Annotated in this window: 19 protein-coding genes; all 19 read right to left on the minus strand. The window is 45.2% G+C overall.

All coding sequences use genetic code 11. The features are described from left to right. Window positions 1–2: 2 nt before the first annotated feature. Window positions 3–2,543 (minus strand): YodL domain-containing protein, encoded by a 2,541-nt coding sequence (locus C1A02_RS00260; protein ID WP_101696211.1) that lies wholly within the window; start codon window positions 2,541–2,543, stop codon window positions 3–5. Window positions 2,544–2,740: 197 nt separating this feature from the next. Next, a complete protein-coding gene (locus C1A02_RS00265; protein ID WP_101696212.1) occupies window positions 2,741–3,139 on the minus strand; it encodes a hypothetical protein in 399 nt (132 codons plus the stop codon). Window positions 3,140–3,159: 20 nt separating this feature from the next. Then, window positions 3,160–4,122 carry a DUF4365 domain-containing protein gene (locus tag C1A02_RS00270; protein WP_101696213.1) on the minus strand — a complete coding sequence of 321 codons (963 nt, stop codon included), beginning with the start codon at window positions 4,120–4,122 and terminating at the stop codon, window positions 3,160–3,162. 199 nt (window positions 4,123–4,321) lie between these two features. Then, window positions 4,322–6,433 (minus strand): type IA DNA topoisomerase, encoded by a 2,112-nt coding sequence (locus tag C1A02_RS00275; protein ID WP_101696214.1) that lies wholly within the window; start codon window positions 6,431–6,433, stop codon window positions 4,322–4,324. Further along, window positions 6,430–6,600, minus strand: coding sequence for a hypothetical protein (locus tag C1A02_RS13360; RefSeq protein ID WP_164997117.1), 171 nt, complete (start codon window positions 6,598–6,600; stop codon window positions 6,430–6,432). Before C1A02_RS13360 ends, C1A02_RS00275 begins: the two co-directional genes overlap by 4 nt. Beyond that, entirely contained in the window at window positions 6,597–7,322 is a 726-nt protein-coding gene (locus C1A02_RS00280) for a DUF4366 domain-containing protein (RefSeq protein WP_101696215.1), read from the minus strand. The genes C1A02_RS13360 and C1A02_RS00280 overlap by 4 nt, the downstream gene beginning before the upstream one ends. After that, window positions 7,309–7,560, minus strand: a complete 252-nt coding sequence (locus C1A02_RS00285) for a DUF4315 family protein (RefSeq protein WP_101696216.1) — start codon at window positions 7,558–7,560, stop codon at window positions 7,309–7,311. Before C1A02_RS00285 ends, C1A02_RS00280 begins: the two co-directional genes overlap by 14 nt. An 11-nt stretch (window positions 7,561–7,571) precedes the next feature. Further along, window positions 7,572–9,347: a CHAP domain-containing protein gene (locus C1A02_RS00290; protein WP_101696850.1), complete on the minus strand. Its 1,776-nt coding sequence runs from the start codon at window positions 9,345–9,347 to the stop codon at window positions 7,572–7,574. 108 nt (window positions 9,348–9,455) lie between these two features. Beyond that, window positions 9,456–11,855, minus strand: a complete 2,400-nt coding sequence (locus tag C1A02_RS00295) for a VirB4-like conjugal transfer ATPase, CD1110 family (protein ID WP_101696217.1) — start codon at window positions 11,853–11,855, stop codon at window positions 9,456–9,458. Continuing rightward, window positions 11,758–12,207, minus strand: coding sequence for a PrgI family protein (locus C1A02_RS00300; protein ID WP_101696218.1), 450 nt, complete (start codon window positions 12,205–12,207; stop codon window positions 11,758–11,760). The genes C1A02_RS00295 and C1A02_RS00300 overlap by 98 nt, the downstream gene beginning before the upstream one ends. A gap of 18 nt (window positions 12,208–12,225) precedes the next feature. Next, window positions 12,226–13,095, minus strand: a complete 870-nt coding sequence (locus tag C1A02_RS00305) for a VirB6/TrbL-like conjugal transfer protein, CD1112 family (RefSeq protein ID WP_101696219.1) — start codon at window positions 13,093–13,095, stop codon at window positions 12,226–12,228. Window positions 13,096–13,169: 74 nt separating this feature from the next. Next, complete coding sequence (locus tag C1A02_RS00310; RefSeq protein WP_004077018.1) at window positions 13,170–13,385, minus strand: Maff2 family mobile element protein; 216 nt, start codon at window positions 13,383–13,385, stop codon at window positions 13,170–13,172. Window positions 13,386–13,447: 62 nt separating this feature from the next. Further along, window positions 13,448–15,238 (minus strand): VirD4-like conjugal transfer protein, CD1115 family, encoded by a 1,791-nt coding sequence (locus tag C1A02_RS00315; RefSeq protein ID WP_101696220.1) that lies wholly within the window; start codon window positions 15,236–15,238, stop codon window positions 13,448–13,450. Further along, window positions 15,235–15,717, minus strand: coding sequence for a PcfB family protein (locus tag C1A02_RS00320; protein WP_101696221.1), 483 nt, complete (start codon window positions 15,715–15,717; stop codon window positions 15,235–15,237). The genes C1A02_RS00315 and C1A02_RS00320 overlap by 4 nt, the downstream gene beginning before the upstream one ends. A gap of 73 nt (window positions 15,718–15,790) precedes the next feature. Next, complete coding sequence (locus C1A02_RS00325; protein ID WP_101696222.1) at window positions 15,791–16,141, minus strand: DUF7768 domain-containing protein; 351 nt, start codon at window positions 16,139–16,141, stop codon at window positions 15,791–15,793. Window positions 16,142–16,227: 86 nt separating this feature from the next. Further along, window positions 16,228–17,103, minus strand: a complete 876-nt coding sequence (locus C1A02_RS00330; RefSeq protein WP_101696223.1) for a DUF6017 domain-containing protein — start codon at window positions 17,101–17,103, stop codon at window positions 16,228–16,230. 60 nt (window positions 17,104–17,163) lie between these two features. Further along, window positions 17,164–17,478, minus strand: a complete 315-nt coding sequence (locus C1A02_RS00335; RefSeq protein WP_101696224.1) for a DUF5720 family protein — start codon at window positions 17,476–17,478, stop codon at window positions 17,164–17,166. A gap of 15 nt (window positions 17,479–17,493) precedes the next feature. Continuing rightward, window positions 17,494–18,432 (minus strand): ParB/RepB/Spo0J family partition protein, encoded by a 939-nt coding sequence (locus C1A02_RS00340; RefSeq protein ID WP_101696225.1) that lies wholly within the window; start codon window positions 18,430–18,432, stop codon window positions 17,494–17,496. Then, window positions 18,389–19,210 carry a ParA family protein gene (locus C1A02_RS00345; RefSeq protein WP_101696226.1) on the minus strand — a complete coding sequence of 274 codons (822 nt, stop codon included), beginning with the start codon at window positions 19,208–19,210 and terminating at the stop codon, window positions 18,389–18,391. Before C1A02_RS00345 ends, C1A02_RS00340 begins: the two co-directional genes overlap by 44 nt. Window positions 19,211–19,223 lie beyond the last annotated feature (13 nt).

The following is a 19,223-nucleotide window of genomic DNA, read 5'->3' on the forward strand; positions in this document are numbered from 1 at the left end:
AATCATAGCTCCATTTCTGCACCTTTTGGCGGTGCTGTTTTTTCTTTTTTCTGTGGTGGATTTGCTTTCTGCTCCCTGCGTGTGGCATCAAGCAGATCCATAAGGGAGATAGGGTTGCCGCTTTTTACATCTTTCTCAAGCTCGGCAACCGTAGGTTGATTATTCAGCACACCGTCAATCTGATTATAATTCTGCTCGGTGGACAGTTCAGCGGTACGGAGGGGATTATCTTCGTTTCTAATGGCAAAGGCACGAGTACCGTTTCCCATGATGTGATAAGCTCCGTCATCAGACGAGTGGTGGAAACCATAGCCTGCCGCCGACATCTGCTCTCGTGTCATCGAGGTCAAGGAAAAGCTGCCCCGTGGCGTATCAATCCTTTCTCCTGTCAAAAGGTCATCCGGCGAGAGAGGTGCAGGCTCTAAAAACTGTGTCAGCTCGACAAAACCAAAGCTATCTACATAGTGAGAGGATACCGTACCACCCACCTTAAGAGCAACGATGTCACTGACCGACAGGGAATGACCTTTGAAATCAGCAGGGTGGTTTAGGTTAAACTGCTCATAGAGATGTTCCAGAGCAGCCGCCTTATTCTCGTTAAAATCCTTAAGTGGAGCGGTATAGACAAGCTCATAATGCTCATGCTCCACAGAAAGTCCTGATTTTTGCAAGCGTTCCAATCCCTCAAAACGGTAATCTCTTGTTTCATTGCCGTCTTTGAGCTGATAGATGGCATAAGTGTCATAAGAGCTTTCCATAAAAAGCTGTTTCCGTATTTCAGGCGAGAGTTTACCATCTCCTTTGATTTCCTCAAAGTCCTGCAAAGCGATCCAATCGGCACGTTCCATGCCGAAAATACCGTTGTGGTTGTCGATGTCCTCACGGTCAAATGCCATTGCCTCGGTGTTGTCCTCATAAAGAAGATATACCGTCAAATCCTGTTCAAAAAGCTCCACCGCCCGTACCTGTGAAAGCGGCAGCATTTCATCATCTAAATAGCCATAAGCATTGCGGTCTGCAAGGCTTATATTAGGGTCAGGCAAGGGATAGGAGAGTTCCACGATTATCGGTTCTGTGTTCTCAGGAGTAATGATTGCGGCAAAGTGTTCCTCTAAATCGCCAAAGCCATTCCAGACATCGTCTAACACAACCTCGCCCTGTGTGGTGACTATCAAGCAGGCGGCTTCATCACCATAGTCCTCATGTTCCAAAAGAAAATAATCCTTGCCCTCCATTTGTGTGCTGTCAATGGCATACCAAGTGCCGATGTGCCCCTCAACCTTGATATGGCTGCTATTAATGCCGATGGGGGTCGGATTAACACGCTCTTGAAAAGCGGCATCGGCTTTTTCCGTCAGCTCTTCATAATTAATTTGTTTTGCATTGGCTCGGTCTTTTAGGGCGACAATCCCGTTCACAGGGGCATCTTCCACAATGCTGTCCATTGCTTCGTAGATGGAAATGCCGGGGTCATCATATACGCCGCCATCAAGGAGATTGTAGTCCTTATCGTAAATGGAATAATCATAGCTGCCCTCCGTTTCCTGTATGGAAAAATACAGCTCGCCAACCTCATAAGCTAAATGTTCGGGAGTAAGGTCAATGCTCTTTTCCTTGATTATTTGAGAGAAATTGCGGTCAATGTCCTCAATCAAGCCAGAAGCAGTTTTGTTGATGGTTTCAAGGGATGCTCTAAGCTCTGGCAGTTCCTTGTCTTTGCTCCATGTGGCGATGTAGCCAAAGCTGTTCGCGCTTGTCTGGATACCGTAATATTGGCAGACAGCAAAGGAAATACTTTCTGCCTCTACTTCCTCGGTACGGCGGTCTTTGGGCTTCGGTGGTTCGGTATTTTCACTTAGCTGTGCCACCTCTGCCTGCTGTTTGGTACGGTCATGAAGTTTGGAATGGGCAATCTCATGGATAAGGGCAGAAACCGTCTGTACTTCGCTCATTCCCTCACGGATGGCGATTTTCTGATTTTGACTGCTGAAATATCCGTCCGTATCTGCATCCATCTTTTCAAAAGAGATAGGAACAGGGGCAGAACGAGAAAGAGCCTCCATAAAAAGCTCATACTGTTTCACATCGCCCGTCAGATTGCTTGCAAGCTCCGGCAAAGGTTTCCCCTCGGTTTGTGCCACATCGAAAACAGATACTACACGATAAAGAGGTATTTTAACCTCTACTTCCTCTGTAATGACCTTGCCATCGGTATTTAGCATGGGAGCCTGTGTCACAGGGTCGAGCTTTTCCATTTCCTTTTTTACCTTATAGGGTGTGGGAGCAATAATCTTAATGCCCTTTTCGCCCTTTTTAACATTGCGGGAAAACTGGTCACGCCATTTGTTAAAGCCTGCCACATGGGTGGCATCTGGCTTTTGCATGGAGATGAGTAGGGTGTTGTTGAGAGAATATTTGTGAAAGCGTGACATAGTGAGGAGGTAATTCATGTACTTATCGCTTTGGAATAGCTCTTTGATACCGCTTTCTATACTGTCGGTTATTTCCTTTAGGCGGTCTTTGTTTGTGGTGTTATCGGCCATAGTTTAAGGCTCCTTTCTGTTTTTAGGCATGAAAAAAGAGCAACCATAAAATGATTGCTCTAAGTACGGGTGTATCTATTTGTTTGACAAATTGGAATTTGTCTTAATCTGTTTTCTGCTGACATTCGCTGCATTCTCTATCATGCAAGGTAATAATACTATCGCATTTTGAACAAGTTACCATGTGCATAGCTATTTCACATACAACCACCCATGGTAAGAATGACTTTTGCATGCTTATATCCCTTATTCTTACTACTACATTCCATAACAATGAAATAGTCGCTATCATTCTCAGCCATTACAACAATACCTTGTGAATAAGCAGTTTTCCAAAGTGGTTTAACACCATAATAGCGAGCGACAACTTCATTTGTCGGATTTGGTGCATCTACATTGAAATCATTTTCAAATAACCACGCATGGTAATTCTTAAGTGCAGGAGGAGGTCCCATTATCTGAAATGACATCATCGTCGCTATTTGAAATTCCATTTCTTCTTCAATGTCAATCACATACTTTTCAGTAGGATCAAGTTTGTATTCATCAATTGAAGTTTTTTTTTCTAAATTCTCATTGAGTTTAATTTTTTTCATATCTCTCTCTCCCTAATATTTCATTCTCCTTTTGGTCTTGTATCAGCATAAGGTCGATTTTGTGAAACAAATTTATCTACATTCAAAAATGACCTGCCCAACTCATTTAAGCTAAGTACCATCATATATTCAGCAACTTCTCCTGAATGGTCAATACTACGCATTGGGTTTAATTTTCTACGATATTCTTCAAATGTATCTCCCACAAGTAACCATTCATCATCCTCTTTATCATAATAACAGTGGTATTCATGCCAAAAAGATTCGTCATTTTCCTCAAAAAAATCTTCGTCAGCTGAAAAATCTGCCCAAGGGAATAGTCGTGGAAAAACCTCAGTATACGGTGTAAACGGAAACCAATACGGATATGAATACTTTTCGATACTTTTTCCGTCATCCACAATTAACTCCGTGTCTCCTCTGCCGCTACTCTTGTTTACCCATTCCGTTGAATGCAGTTTAATTTCGCCACCATCTTGAATGATTTGCATGAATTTCTTTTGAGACAGCAAAAAGTTGTAATTTGTAATATGTTCTGGCAAATTTGTAAAAGAAAAAAGTTTTTCATTTGACAAAGCATTCAAGAAAATTTGAGTTAAAGGAACTTTAACAAAAAAGCCCTTTCCTTTCCCATCATTAGTTCTTTCAATAGTTTCCGTCGTTAACTTTTGCCAAATACATATTTCATCATCAGGATTATATAAAACCAAAATACAAGGTAAAGAATTCATGGTCCAATAATTGTACTGTCTTTCATTAATTTTTCTAAAAATTATATAATCATCTTTTTTCTCTTTAAACCAACTTGCACCAGATTTTATTTGCAATGCAAGAAGCTGCTTTGGTTTGCCCGACGATTCGATTAACTCCATATGAGCATCAATACCGATATCATCAACTGGTTGCTCTCGAAACATCCAATTATTACGTTCAGCAATTTCTCCACAATGATGCACGCCTATTCGTTCAGTTGAACTTGCCATAAACAATCTCCTTTCTTAATAATAGCTATAAAATAAATCATCGTTAAAATCAACATATCGCCTATAATTCAATTAGCATGAATCACAGTCAATATCACAAGTCGATAAATTCAAATTTATCTGCTGCCGTTATTAATATTGTTATAGCATAAAAGCATGAGCATTTCTACTCAAATAGAATTTATTGTTTTTTGCCCATTTACTTTTTGCCCCACTTTTTTTGGAGAAAATCCATCTTGAAGTTCACATACTTACCGCCCGTATCATCAAGCAGGACGATAGCATCATAGGTTTTGCCTGTCTTTTCAGAAAAACAGCCAGTGAGTTTTACTTTGCCGCTTTTCAACAACTCGGTGGCCACCGCCCTTGTCAGTGCCTTTTTCTTTGCGGTGAAAAACTTGTTTTCTTTCCAGAGAGCAAAGCCGCAATCCCTGTTTTCACAGGCAAAGCCTTTTTTGTTCTCCACCACATTCCCGCCACAGCGAGGGCAGATGCCGATAGCCTCACGGTGAGAGGGAAAGAGGACATTGCCGCCCTTAACCACTTCATAGGTTTTTACAAGGGTATCGGTCATATCGGTAATGCCCTGCATAAACGCATCAGCGGAAAGCTCACCACGCTCAATGTGTTTAAGTTTTTCCTCCCACTCGGCAGTGAGCTGTGGTGATTGGATTGCCTCCGGCAAAATGGTAATGAGGGAAACGCCCTTGTGAGTGGGCAATAAATGTTGGGTCTTTTTATCACCCTTACGCTCGGCAAGCTCAGTTTTGATGAGCTTTTCCAAAATGCCTGCACGGGTGGCAGGAGTGCCGATGCCTTTTCGCTCCACATCTTCGGGCATATCCTCAATGCCTGCTGTTTCCATAGCAGAAAGCAAGGTGTCCTCGGTAAAGTGCTTGGGCGGTGTGGTCTTGCCCTCTTTGATGGCAACTTTTGCAGAAGAAAACACTTTGCCCTGGTTGATACTCGGCAGGGCGGCGGTTTTCACGCTATCTCCAGTTTCTCTCTCTGGCTTTTCCTTCAACGTGGAACGGAACAGCCATTCAGCCGCCTTAAATCCCTCATCAAGCACCATTCTGCCCTTTGCAGAAAAAGAATTGTTGCCACAGTCGGCGGTGATGACTGTTTCCCCATACACACAGCTTTTGCCCACAGCACAAATCAGCCGTAAGGCGATAAGAGAAAGAATGTCACGCTCTCCGGCAGGCAGTTCAGCAAGCTTGGATCTACTTACCGTCATTGTGGGGATAATGGCATGGTGGTCGGATACCTTGCTGTTATTGGTCACTTGCTCCATGTTGATGGACAGCTCCAGAGTGTTCCCAAATGAAAAAATCTTTGCGGCGGTTTTTACTACGGCAGGGGTACTCTCCACCATATCGGTGGTTAGAAATCGGCTGTCGGTACGGGGATAGGTCACGAGCTTTTTCTCATAAAGGCTTTGGGTGTAATCAAGGGTCTGTTGAGCGGTAAAGCCAAACATTCGGTTTGCCTCTCGTTGCAGAGTGGTAAGGTCATAGAGCTTGGGCGGCTTTTCGGTTTTCTCTTTGCTTTCCACGCTTTCGATAGTAACGCTCTGACCGTCACAGGCTTTGCAAAGTGCCTCAGCCGCCGCCTTGTCACTTAGCCTTTCGCCGGACAGCACGAAACCGTTGCAATCAAGCTGTACTGTGTAAAACGGTTTTGGCACAAAGGAGGAAATTGCACTTTCACGTTCAACGAGCATGGCAAGGGTGGGAGAAACCACTCTGCCTACGTTTAGGGTCTGATGGTACAAGACGGAAAATAGACGAGTGGCATTGATTCCCACAATCCAGTCAGCTTGGGAACGGCATAGAGCAGACTGATAAAGCAGTTCATACTCTGCGCCATCTTTGAGGTTTTCAAACCCTTCTTCAATGGCACTTTCCTCCATTGAAGAAATCCAAAGCCTTTTAATTGGTTTTTTGCAGTTGCAGTGGTTGTAGACAAGGCGAAAAATGAGTTCTCCTTCACGTCCTGCATCTGTGGCGGCGGTTACGGTGTCCACATCAAAACGGCTCATCAGTTCACGGAGAATTTTGAGCTGTTTATCCTTGCCGTTTGCCACAGCATACTGCCATGTGGCAGGCAGGATAGGTAAATCATGGTATGTCCACTTGGCATACTTTTCGTTGTAGGCATCGGCAGGCGCAAGCTCCACCAGATGCCCTACGCACCACGAAACAAGGTAACCGCTGCCCTCCATATATCCGTCTTTTCTATTGGTTGCACCGATAACAGAGGCAATGGACTGTGCCACACTCGGTTTTTCTGCGATCACTAAATTCATTTTTTGTCGCTCCTTTCCTTGGGGGTAATGATAAGCTCACGGTAATGTTCGTTTTTATCGTGAGCCTTTTCCTGTTTTTCTTTATGGGGAGAGGGCGGGTTCCCCCGCCCTCTCCGTGGTTTCTGCATCATCATTTTTTCAAAGGGACTGTCTGTAAAATAGGTCACTTGGTATCCTCCTCCTGTTCGGTGTCCTCCGTATCATCTTCGGTTTCGTATTCTTCCTCAGTATCCTCGTCCTCATCGTCATCAAATTCGTACTCGTCGAGTTGAGAATTGCCCTTTGTTTTCGGCTTGTTTTTCAAAACCTTAAAGTAGTAGAACGCACCGACGCCTAAAACACCTACAATTAAAAGCAGGGCAAGCATACCCATAGAGTTATTTTTCTTTTCGGGTTTTTCTGGCTCGGTTTCCTCGGCGGTCTTACCAGAGCATTTTGTCAGAACGTTTTTGCATACAGGGCAGGAGGTGTTGACTGCTCCGGCAGTACATTTATCGGTACAGGAGCAAATCTCCTGCACAGGGGCGGCAGTGGCATCGTCCTCAATAAGTGCCATGAGGTCAGCCTCATCTACAAGGTTTAAGAAATAGACATTTTCCTTGTCATCATCACGGTCAATGACCAGATAAAAGTAATTGCCGTTTTTGGACTGCATGGTGACAAACTGCTTGGACTTTGCCTGTTCACCGTCAATATCGTCCACAAGAGTGAGGTTGCCATCAGGGGTAAGAGGTGCAGGGTCTGGTGTGGGTTTAGGTGTTTCGGTTACTTCGGGGGCAGGCTCGGTAGTGTCCTCGCCGCCGCCTGCAAAGGCAGTGGTGGAAAAGGCAGTACAGCAGAGCGTAACCGCAAGTAAGGTAGCGAAAATACGCATTTTAGTTTTCTTCATCGTGTTGTTCCTCCTGTTTTGGCATAATAATAGGCACTTCGCTTTTTTCACGAAATGCTCTTAAGAATGTAGAAAGTTCCTCGGTATTCATTTTGGTACTGCGGATAAGCTCCACCATTTCGGTATTCTCCAGTTCCGTCCTCTGGCGTTCCAGTTCACGGAGCTTTCCTTGCTGTTCAGATAGCTTTTCTTTGGTTTTTTCTATCTCTGCAAGGATTTTACTTAATTTTTTATTCATTTCAGACCTCCTTAATTCATCAGCCCATATCCAATAATCACGCTGCTGTTCATGTCATAATCTCGGATACGGCAGGCATCGCCGCTATTTCCCTCTACGGTATAAACCCTCTGACCGTCTGTGCCGATGACAATGCCCACATGGTCAGAGCTGCCGTCACCCTCCCAATCAAAGAAAATCACATCGCCGGGGGCAAGGTCTTTGTAATTACCGCTTGCCCATTGCCCATGCGACTTAAACCACGGAATACCCTGCGACTGGCAGGCGGCAAATCTCGGTTCACTGTATCCTGCTTGATTTAAGCACCATGATACAAAGCAGGCACACCATTCCACACGGCTGTTAAAACCATACCATGACCAGAACGGCTGTCCGCCCACATTGCCTACTTGCGACTTGGCAATATCTACGATATTTTGATTGCCCTCTCGTAAGCCGTCTTTGAAGATAACACCGCTTAAATCGGTGGAGGGAGAGCTATCGCCTGTGCCGCCGCCAAAGATAAATGGCTTGTTTCCACGTGTTTGCAGACAAATACGATATTGCTCAAGCTGTTCGTCATTCAGTAATCGTTCCGCAATAGAGCCGACAGAAGCGTTTTTCAGTTTCACATTCAGAATGTAGTAATTGTACGGCACTTCCACGGTGTAAGTATCGCTGTGGGAATTTCCTTCGGCATCTGTCCATGTATCGGTACGGGTTTCGGTGCGGTAGCGGACTTCCACCACTTCGGTAATGGTTAGCTTATATTGCATATCGAAGACACACTGTAATTCTCGGTTTACCTCACTGCTTGGCTTGTAATTCTGAAACAGGGCGGTGAGATAGGCGGCAAGCTCGTGAGGGTAATGCCCGATGGTATCAAGGTCATAGCAGTACTCGTCATAGTCTGCATATTCACTTTCAATATTGTCAATGCGGTCTTGTAAGCCATTTTCAAGGGCGGTGTAGTTGTTGTCTACCGCAATAATATCCGCATCCTCTGAGGTGTAAGAGGTGGCGGCTACACTGTGTAAACCGCCTTGCAACAAAACCGTACAAGAGGATACCGCACACATGATAAAGACAACGAGCAAGCCGATGGCAGCGAGGATAAGAAACACTTTTTTGTTCTTGGTGATAAACTGAACTACCTTATCGGTGGCTTTTGCCGTAGTCTTTGCCGCTGCTTTTGTGTTCTTGGCGGTGGAGCTTGCCGATGCAGCCGTATTTGCTGATCCGCTAAAGCGGGCGGCAGCATACTGTTTTTTAATCGCTCGTTTTTGCTGCCACTTAGAAAGAGGATTAGAGGCAAGCTCTGGATTATCCCGCAGGTTCTTTTTGTAGAGATAATTCATTTCAGCCTTTGCAGTTGTCCGTTCGGCTCTGGCAAGCTGACGATAAGGTTTGAGCTTGTGGCTGTGATAAGCACTTTGCATCCGCCTTGCTCCAATCTCCAAAGCCTGCTCGGACTTATGAGCTGACTCTACGCCCACATTGTCATTTTCGCTTTCTCGTATCTCCTTATGGATTTTCGCCATCAGCTCCTGCTGTGGGATATTCTTTATCTTGCGAGAGAGCTTAGAGGGCGGTTTTGGCTTGTCGGTTTCCTCAAAATACAAACGCACCTTTGGTTTGCCTGTGTCGGCATCAAGGGTGCGTTCTCTGGTCAGCTTTTTCTGTTGTGGAATATTTGCCTGTGCTTTTTCCATTTTATCCGCTGCTTTTACCGCCTTTTTCATCGGTTTTTCAAGGGTTGGGTCTGTGCGTTCTTCTTCGGAAAACTGCAAGCGGGATATTTTCCCCACAGGGCGAAACGGCTTTTTAGATTTTTTGCTCAAATGAGAGCCTCCTTTCCACGCAAAAAAACGCCTGCATCTCTACAAGCGGCTTTGACGCACATTTTATGATGTATTTTATCCCTGCTCTGTTTCGTTTGGCTTGGTGGTCATAATGCGATACAGCTCTGTATCCTTGGGGAACTTATCGGCAAAGGGCAAAATGACATTGCCATAAAATAAAAGTCCCTCGCCCTCGCCGGAGTGGGTCACATAGGAGAGTTGATGGGTGGAGATATTGAGCTGTTTGGAAAGGATTTGCCTGTCACCCGATGCTTGACTGAGCATATAAATGAAGTCGGAGTTTTCAAAGATATTCTCCACCTCACGAGAGGATAACAGGTCTTTTACATTCTGCGTAATGCCTGTCGGAATGCCTCCCCACTTACGAAAGCGTTTCCAGATTTCTACTGAATAGGCGGCTGTCTGTTCCTCTTTAAGCAGCAAATGAAACTCATCCATATAGTAGCGAGTGGAGCGTTTTTCAGCACGATTGACCGTCACTCTGTTCCAAACTTGGTCTTGCACCACCAGCATACCGAGCTTTTTAAGTTGCTTGCCCAGCTCCTTAATGTCAAAGCAGACAAGGCGGTTATTCAGTTCCACATTGGTACGGTGATTAAAGACATTAAGCGAGCCTGTGACATAGATTTCAAGGGCGGCTCTGATGTGCTGTGCCTCCTTTTCCTCCTGTTCCTCCAAAGCGTGATAGAGGTCACTCAAAATAGGCATTTTTTCTGGTACGGGGTCGGCAAGGTAATCATTGTAAATCAGACGGACACAGCGGTCTATGATACTTTTCTCCACTGGCTGCAATCCCTCCTTGCCGCCGACAATCAGTTCACAAAGGGAGAGAATAAAATCACTCTTTAAGGATAACGGACTTTCATCTTCGGAGTAGTTAAGGTTAATGTCCATCGGGTTTACAAAGTCAGTGCTGGTGGGTGAGATTTTTATCACTTGCCCATGCAACCGCTGTACAAGGGGAAAATATTCTGCCTCTGGATCACAGATAATGATATCATCTGTGGTAATCAAAAAGGTATTGGTAATTTCACGCTTAGCAGAAAAGCTCTTGCCACTGCCCGGTGTTCCAAGTATTAAGCCGTTGGGATTTTTAAGCTTTTTTCGGTCAACCATAATGAGGTTGTTGGAAAGAGCGTTCAGTCCATAATAAAGAGCTTCGCCGCCTGCTTGAAACAGCTCCTGCGTGGTAAAGGGAACGAAGATGGCGGTTGCCGAGGTAGTAAGACTGCGTTGAATTTTAATCTGGTTTAGTCCGAGAGGCAGAGAGGACATCAATCCTTGCTCCTGCTGATAATCGAGCCGTACCAGAGTACAGTTGTGTTTTTGGGAAATCCCCGATGCTTGGAATACGATGTTTTCAAGCTGCTGCTTGTTGTCGGCGGTGTTCATCACAAGAAATGTGACTAAGAACATTCTCTCATTGCGGCTCTGCAAGTCCTGCAACAGTTTTTTTGCCTCTCCGCCATAGGTGGCAAGGTCTGACGGAATGATATCCATATCATATCCTGCACGGACAGCTTTTTTCTGTTCTTCAATTTTCATCTTGTCGAGGTCGGTGATTTTTCGCTTGATGGTCTTAATCGCCTTGGTCTGGTCTACCGACTGAATGTGCATGGTAACAAGGAGATTGCTCTCCATGTCCAGAAAATCGGCAAGCATACGGTCATTGATTTCGGGAGCGAGTATTTGCAAAAAAGAAACCGCCCCATACTTTTTGCCCATGCGGAATGTTCTGCCCTCACGAAACTCAAAGGACGGTGGGGAGATAAAGTCCTTGGTAGATAATCCCGATGGCACAAGCCATTTCCAGTCAAAGCGGAACGGCTCGTTGCCGTCCATGCGGAGCATATTATGGAGCAGTCGCAAACGTTCTTTACCATCTACCGATTCCACCGTTACTCCCAACCGCTTAAAGCTGTTCCAGAGGTCATTTTCAATACGCTCCAGACGAGGTTTGGCAATTTTGATGTTCTCTGCCTCAATGCCAAAGGTGAGGTACTTGGTCTTTACCAGTCCGTTGTTGCCCTTGGCAAGCTGATTGTGGAGCATTTCTGTATACTCGGTACGAATGCTGTCAAAATCGTCTGCCTGTGGCTTGATGGAAACACTGCTCTCATAGTCCTCGGCATTAGCGGTCATATTAAGGAACGAAAGCTGAAATCCCACAGAGCTGTCAAAGTAGTTGAGGAAATCGCACCAACTCTCAAAAATGGCGGTCTTGTCCTCGTTCTGTGCAAGCTGATAGTTAATATCGTGAAAGCGTAGGGTCTTAGTGTAGAGGGTATCTGTCACACGGCAAATACCATCGGGATACATTCTCTGAAAGGGGATACTGTCCTGTGCAGATTTTGCCTTATTGTCCGAGTTTTTTGCTCTTGCGATTGCCGCCGTAATTTCCTTTTTTTCTGCCCTCGTGAGCTTGAGGGCTTTTGCTTTTTCTGCGTTCGACAATGTTTTTTACCTCCTTGTCCAATATGTTCTGCCTTTGTATAACAGTGTAGAAATTATCCGTCTGATACGGTCTTTGCTTTGAAGTGAAAAACCGTACCTCCAGATAGTGTTTTGCAATGACTTCCAACGGCTGACCGTGCTTTTCATACGTAGCGAACATGAAAAGGGGCAGCATGGAGAATATCATTAAGAGAGACGCACCGCTTGTGCCGATGCTGTCCTTTGTGAGAAAGAACAGGGGCAATCCGACAGCGAGAGCCGCAGAAAAACAAATGAGCTGTCGCTTGGTGAGGTTGAACATCACCTTTGTTTTCACGGTGCTTAAATCTTTGGGAACGGGTACATAAGCCATAAAAACTCCTTTCTGCTCTTAATGAGCTGAGAATATACTCTTTGCCAGTGAACCCGTCTTAAACAGGGTAAAGCAGAGCAAAATTGTGTACCCCATGCAAGTCCAGATAGCGGTGATAATGTCCTCATCAGTGGCGATGGATTGCACCAGTACTGCATAAATGCCCACGCACACCATAATGAGAAAGGCTTGAAAGCCGAGAGCGAGCATAGATTTCAAATAGTTCTGCCCCATGCCGCCCCATTCACGGTTTGCCATTGTTGCAAAAGGAATGGGAGCGAGAGAGGTGGTCATGTAGATTTCGAGCATTCGTCCGTAGATGACCACAAAGATGCAAGCACTTAAAATGTGCATTGTTAGTCCAACCACCATACTTTGTAGCCAAATGCCTAAAAGTGTTCCCACCTCCATTTCACCGAGGCGGGTTTCCATGTCTGCTACAACAGAGGTAATATCGATGTTGGTGTCCGTAATAATCACTCCGGCAGCACCCGATACAACGTGCTGTGACATATCAAAGATAGCCATAACGATGTTGAAGGTGTTGGTAATCAGGTATACAGCTACAAAGGTTTTGAATATCCACTTGAAGAATATCCAAGTGTCGATTTCGTGCATATTGTTCTTTTCAATGACCATCTGTATCAGCTCATAGCACATTACAAAGGTCAAGATAATGCCTGCAATGGGAATAATGACGGTTTCGGAAAGTGAGCGCACCATAGAAAAAATATCGCCATTCCATGCGGATGGGGTCATTCCTACATCGCCTGCGATTTCTCCAACTTGTGTGTTGACATTATCAAACATTCCAGACAAGTTACCCGTAATGCCGTCAATTAAAAGGTCTTTGAGCCACTTTTCAATGGCTTCCCATAAAGAATCCATCAGGGTTGCCCTCCTTTCTTGCCCCCTCCAGCCTGATACGGAAGGGGGCAGAGAAGTTTATTGCTCTGCTCGGATTAACCGAACAAGCCAGATAAGAGAGGTACAAGTACCATGCCGATGAGGGCAACACCGCCGCCTGCCATGAGCTGTTTCATACCTTGAGATTTTGCACCTGGATTATCGTTACCGTAACCTTCTAAGAGGTTGATGACACCCCAAATTCCTAAGCCTGCACCAAGTGCGATTACCAGTGTCTGCAATACATCTATCGCTGAGTTAAAAAATTCCATTGTGTTTTCCTCCTAAAATTTGAATTGTTGTTTAAGGTTGTGTTTGAACATGAAAAAACCGCCTATTCAGCGGTTTCGGGCTCGTCAGTGAGGTCGATTTCGTAAACATCGAAAACCTCATCGGGTTTGAGTTTCAGTTTTGTGGACAGATATTTTTCAATATCAAAGGTGTTTCTTTTATCAGAATCAGACAGATATTTATAGTTTGGGTGCTGCGCAATATCATACTTGTCCGAGAGAAACGGGCGAACACCCCGAAGCTGTAAAATGCACTTGCCGCCGTCCATAACGGCAAGCTCATCCATGCTCATAAGCTCCTTCCCCAACTTTTGATAATTAAGCCCGTAACTTCTTTGTGTTCCTCTGGTATCGGAAGTGTTAAACATATCAATGGTTTCCTTGCCGAGAGTTTCCGACAAGTCCTTGAGGGTGGTTTTCTCCTTTCCACCGAGAAACACCATGCTGTCGCAGTTGCCAATAATAGTATCGGCATTGTCCTTATAGAGAGCCTTTAACTGGCTCTGTGCCTGCAAAACGAGGCAAGCCGAGATCTCACGGCTACGAATGGTTGCCATCAGCTTTTCGAGCTTCGGTATCTGCCCGATGTTGGCCGCTTCATCAATCAGGCAGCGTACATGAATGGGTAGTCTGCCGCCGTACACATCATCGGCTTTATCACACAAGAGGTTAAAAAGCTGTGTGTACGCCATAGATACCAAAAAATTAAAGGTATCGTCCGTATCACTGATGATGATAAAAAGGGCGGTTTTCTTATCGCCCAAAGTGTCAAGCTCCATTTCATCGTAAGCGGTCAGCTCACGCAGTTCCTTGATGTCAAAGGGAGCGAGCCTTGCACCGCAGGAAATAAGGATAGATTTTGCTGTCTTGCCCGCAGCCAATTTGTATTTTTTATATTGCCTTACAGCAAAGTGCTGTGGGTCTTTTTCTTCCAAGCGATCAAACATGAGGTCAACAGGATTTTTAAAGTCCTCATCATCTTCACGCACCTCCGAAGTGTTTATAAATTCGATGAGGGTAGAAAAGTTTTGCTCATGTTCGGGAGCCTCAAAGTGGATATACCCGATGAGTGCCGTATAGAGCAGGGTTTCCGCTTTTACCCAAAAATCATCTCCGGCTTTACCCTCGCCTTTGGTGTTGGCGATTAAGGTAGTTACCAGTTTCAAAATGTCCTTTTCACTTCGCACATAGGCAAAGGGGTTGTAGTGCATGGATTTTTTGAAATTGATGGTGTTGAGTATCTTGATTTTGTAACCGTACCGCAGGAGCATTTTTCCGCACTCTACCACGATACTGCCCTTGGGGTCAGTCACAACAAAGCTGACTGGATACTCTTTAGACTGGCACTGCATAAGGTTTGGTTTGAGCCAAAACCTCGTTTTACCAGAGCCGGAGCCGCCCACAATCAGCACGTTCTTATTTCGTGCGTTCTTTGGACTTTTGGGGCGGCTTGACATCATCAGCCGTTCCGTTTGGGTGAGTATCACATTGTTTCCAAACACAGGGTCTGCAAAAGGTGCAATGTCCTTTGCACTGCCCCATCTTGCAGAGCCGTACTCAATGCCCTTACGGTACTTTTTTGCGTTTTTCCCTTTGAGATAAACCGCAAGGCGAATAGCAGCCGCAAGCAGGATACCGATTAACATATCCTGTGGGTGCAGGCTCGGCAGTGGATTTTCAAATGCGGCGGCAAACCCATCGGTAAGGTTTAACACTTTACTTGCAAAGTCATAGCCTGTGGTGAGCCTCCATGCCTGCGGTACTTTTGTGAGCATTAAGCCGATAAAGACATAGGGCAGATTGAGAATAAGGAGCTTTTTAGTTTTCGTGTTCATAGGCTCTGCTCCTTATTTCTGTTTTTCACCTTGTCGGTGACAGCGTTTTTCACAAGCTCAGTAAATTTCTTGAGCTGTGCAAGTACGGACGGTTTTTCAGCCTTTCGCACGGTCTTGGCGGTAAACTCGGTAAAAGCGGCGGTGAGAGCATCGGCATCCCTCGCCTTGAAAAAGACAAGGTACTTGGGTGGGGTCACGCTTTTATCCTTTTTGATGGCAAAGTCAACGCCGTATTTCTTTGCCACCCGTTCAAAGCTCTTGATGTTCTTGTCCGTCACCGCAATATTGCTCATGCCTTGATTTTGCTCTGCAAGCTGCTTGACCGTTTGCTTGCCGTGGGGAATGGGGTCAGGACTGTCACGGCTCTTGTTTTTCTGTGCCTCCAAGAATTTCAAAATGGCGTTTTTCAGCGTTCTACCTGTCAGCTTTGCCGTATTGATGGCAAGCGTAACCGATCTGTTTTCAACTTCTTCCTGCATAAGTAGTCCTCCTTTCCGTGATGTAGTGGGTAGTTTTCACTAAGGTGGAACTACCAACCGCCGGAGCAGATATTTAATCATTCTTTGTTCGTCCTTGTCCTTTCACAGTGAGAATACCGTCCAGTGTGGTGGCGGTAATCCGCAAACGCTCTGCAACAGCAATGTCATTTTTCACGCTTTCATCCACAACAGCTCCGCAGACTATAAGGACATGGGAACGGCGGAGCATATCCCGTCCGATATCAATTCCATCCTTATGCTCCTGTGGGATTTCATCGTTTATAAAAAGTGGCAGGAACAGCAGAGGACACATAGGCATAAAGCCTGCCTCGTAGATTGCCCTGCAATATTTAGCGGCGTTTTCGGTATTCTCAAACTCGTTATTGCTCCAAGCTGCCGTAATGTATGCCATAGGTCTTTTCATGGTAAAAAACTCCTTTCTGATTTTGGATATGAAAAAAGGCGTACCCAATCCTGCTGTGCAGGGAGGTAACGCCTGTTGTGAATAAGTTATCTGCCACCGTATAAATCGTGGTTGACCAAAGCGGAATAGTAATTCCCAATGGTGGAGGGAGCATTGAACAATGTTGCAAGCAGATACCGCTTGATGTTCCGCACATAGGTGGTGGTTTTCTGTAAGCACTCAAACACATAATCAATGTGGGAGCTGTCAAGCCGCAAGAGCTTTTCTTTCACAAGCCGTGCAGGGTATTCTTCTCCGGATATGTTAATGGTGGGCTTGGTGGAGCAGAGCGTTTCCACGATGATGTCCACGATTTCGTCAAGCTGTTCTCTGTCATGGCTTTTCTTGATAAACTCGTACTCAAGGTTATCTAAAACCAATTCTCTTAATTCTGTGATATTATCGCATCCCATCCAATCTAATCCAATCTGAGCTGTTGTGTTTGTGCCGCTTGCAAGATAAGATCGATTAGGATTTGATACCTCAGTAATCAATAAATCTTTCTTTTCTTGATTAGTAGTTAATCTATTAGTAATTAATTGTGCGGGGTTTTCCAGATAAGGTTTATCCATATCCGGATTATCCAGATACGGCTTTTCCGTATGTGGTATGTCCGTATCTGGATTATGTTGTGGGTGCTCGTAAATGATGTACTCGGTATCGGAGATGCGTCCCTTGCTGTCACGGAGTTGATTGCGGATAATATACCCCTGCTTTTCCAGTTCTCGCAGAGTAGAACCGATACTGTCAACACCCTCTTTACAGATTGCCGCCAAGCCTCTGGTGGTGTAGTTCCACTCATCGGGCAGGGATAACATCATGGACAGCAAGCCTTTTGCTTTTAGCGTAAGGCTTGTATCTTTCAAATGGAAATTGGACATTACCGTATATCCACGGTTTTTCTCTACCCGAAAAACTGCCATATTTCCTCAACTCCTTTCGTTTGGGCATAAAAATAGCCACAGCATAATACTGTGGCAAAATTATCTGATTTCCTGCTTTGGTTTGTCATAAAAAATATCGCCTTTGAATACCTTGGCATGTTTAAGGATTTTGCACTCCCCACGGCTTTGGCTCTCTAATGCTTTTTTGTAGCCTGCATCGGTGAGAAACAGCCGCATACGCTCACCCTTATCGCCAACAGGAGAAGAATGGGAAAGCACATCAAAGACAATCATGTGCCTTGTATCCTCTCCAAAGCGTTCCAGTGCCATAATGTCATGCCCTGCCAAAACAGGCTCACCCGACTTTTTTCGGGCTTCATCAAGCAATTCACCTATGGTTTTGTTCTTATTCATAGTGACAGCTCCTTTCTAACGCTCCTGCTGTTGAGTGCGTTTCTTGTGCCATGTTTCCAGTAATTTGAGGATAGTTTCCTCCATTTTTTGAGGTGTGTAGGACTTGGGAAAATACTTTCTGAGCTTATCGCTTGAAAGCGTAACCTTGTCCAGTTCACCTTTCTTTTCCTCGCTCATAATGGCACACATGGCTTCAAGGGTACATTTGCCCTCGGCACTAAACTTTTTAAGCCGTTGTGCTTGTGAGAGAGAAGGGGTCGCCTGTTCCATATCCATTGCTTCAAGCAAATTTCTTTGTTCCTCGGGCTTTAGATAGGACAGCTCCACAGCAGGGTTAAAGGCGATTTTCTTATCGTCTACCATATCAAGAAGTTCGGGAATAAGCTCGGTAAGACGGATAAAGCGTTGTATCTGATTACGGCTTGAGCCTGCCTGTTCCGCTACAATTTCCACGGATTTTTTACCCTCATTTAACTTGTGCCCAAGTTGGGTACAAGTTAAATCCGTCCGTTCTCCTTGCCGTTTGATAGCCTCTAACTTCATCTTAAAAGCAAAGGCTCGCTCACTCGGTAGGAGGGTTTCTCGCTGCAAATTGCTGTCAACCATAATAATGGTGGCGGCATCATCGTCCAGATTTCGGACAATGACAGGCATTGTTTCTAGTTCTGCAAGCTCACAGGCTCGTTTGCGGCGGTGTCCTGCTACAAGCTCATAGCCGCCCTCATCACGAGGTCGGGCGATCGCAGGAACAAGTACACCGTATTCCTTGACACTCTCGGCGGTATCCTGCATTGCCTCATTGTCTACCACCTTAAAGGGGTGGTCTTTGAATGGAAACAGCTCGGTTAAGGGGATTTCTATAATCTTTTCTCTATTGGCATCGGCTCTGCTTTCCTCGGTGGAGAACAAATCATCTACCGATGTCAGATTTATGTTTTTGGCGGAGCTTTTCAATCTTCAACACCTCCTTCGTCAAATTTCGGTAGCTTTCTGCAACCTTGCCTTTGGGGTCGTGAGCAAAAATGCTCTTACCCTCGGCACTAATTTCAGCTGCTCGTACTGAATGGGGAATGTCGGTAGAGAATATCTTCATGCTGCCACCGTAGGTTTCTCTTATCAGGGTGCAGATGTCCTTTGCAAAATTGGTACGGCTGTCTACCATTGTTAGCAGGATACCGTCTATTTTCAGTTTGGGATTAATCTGTCTGCGTACTTTACCAATGGTCTGCAAAAGCTGTTCTAATCCTTTGGCAGGAAGATACTGTGCTTGCACAGGAATAATTACGCTGTCTGCGGCAGCAAGGGCATTGATCGTGAGCATACCGAGAGAGGGCATACAGTCTAAAATGATAAAGTCATATTGCTTTTTAACCGTATCAAGATATTGCTTTAGGACAGTTTCACGGCTCATGGCATTTACAAGGGAGACTTCCATACCTGACAGCTCTATATTGGCGGGCATCAAGTCCACGCCCTCATGGTGGCTCAAAATACCTTCCTTGTGCTGGAGAGGGGTGTCGGTTATTACTTTACCCATTACTGTGGCAAGGGTGGTATTCAGCTTGTCAGGCTGTGCACATCCTAAACTGATTGATAAGCTACCCTGTGGGTCAGTATCTATCAGCAGGACTTTCTTGCCCTCAAGTGCTAATCCGATGCCTAAGTTGGCACAGGTGGTTGTTTTGCCTACGCCACCTTTTTGGTTGGCGATGGCAATTGTTTTTGCGTTCAATTTTGTTCCTCCT

This window comes from Clostridium minihomine (assembly GCF_900240385.1).
GTDB lineage: Bacteria > Bacillota > Clostridia > Oscillospirales > Acutalibacteraceae > Faecalispora > Faecalispora minihomine.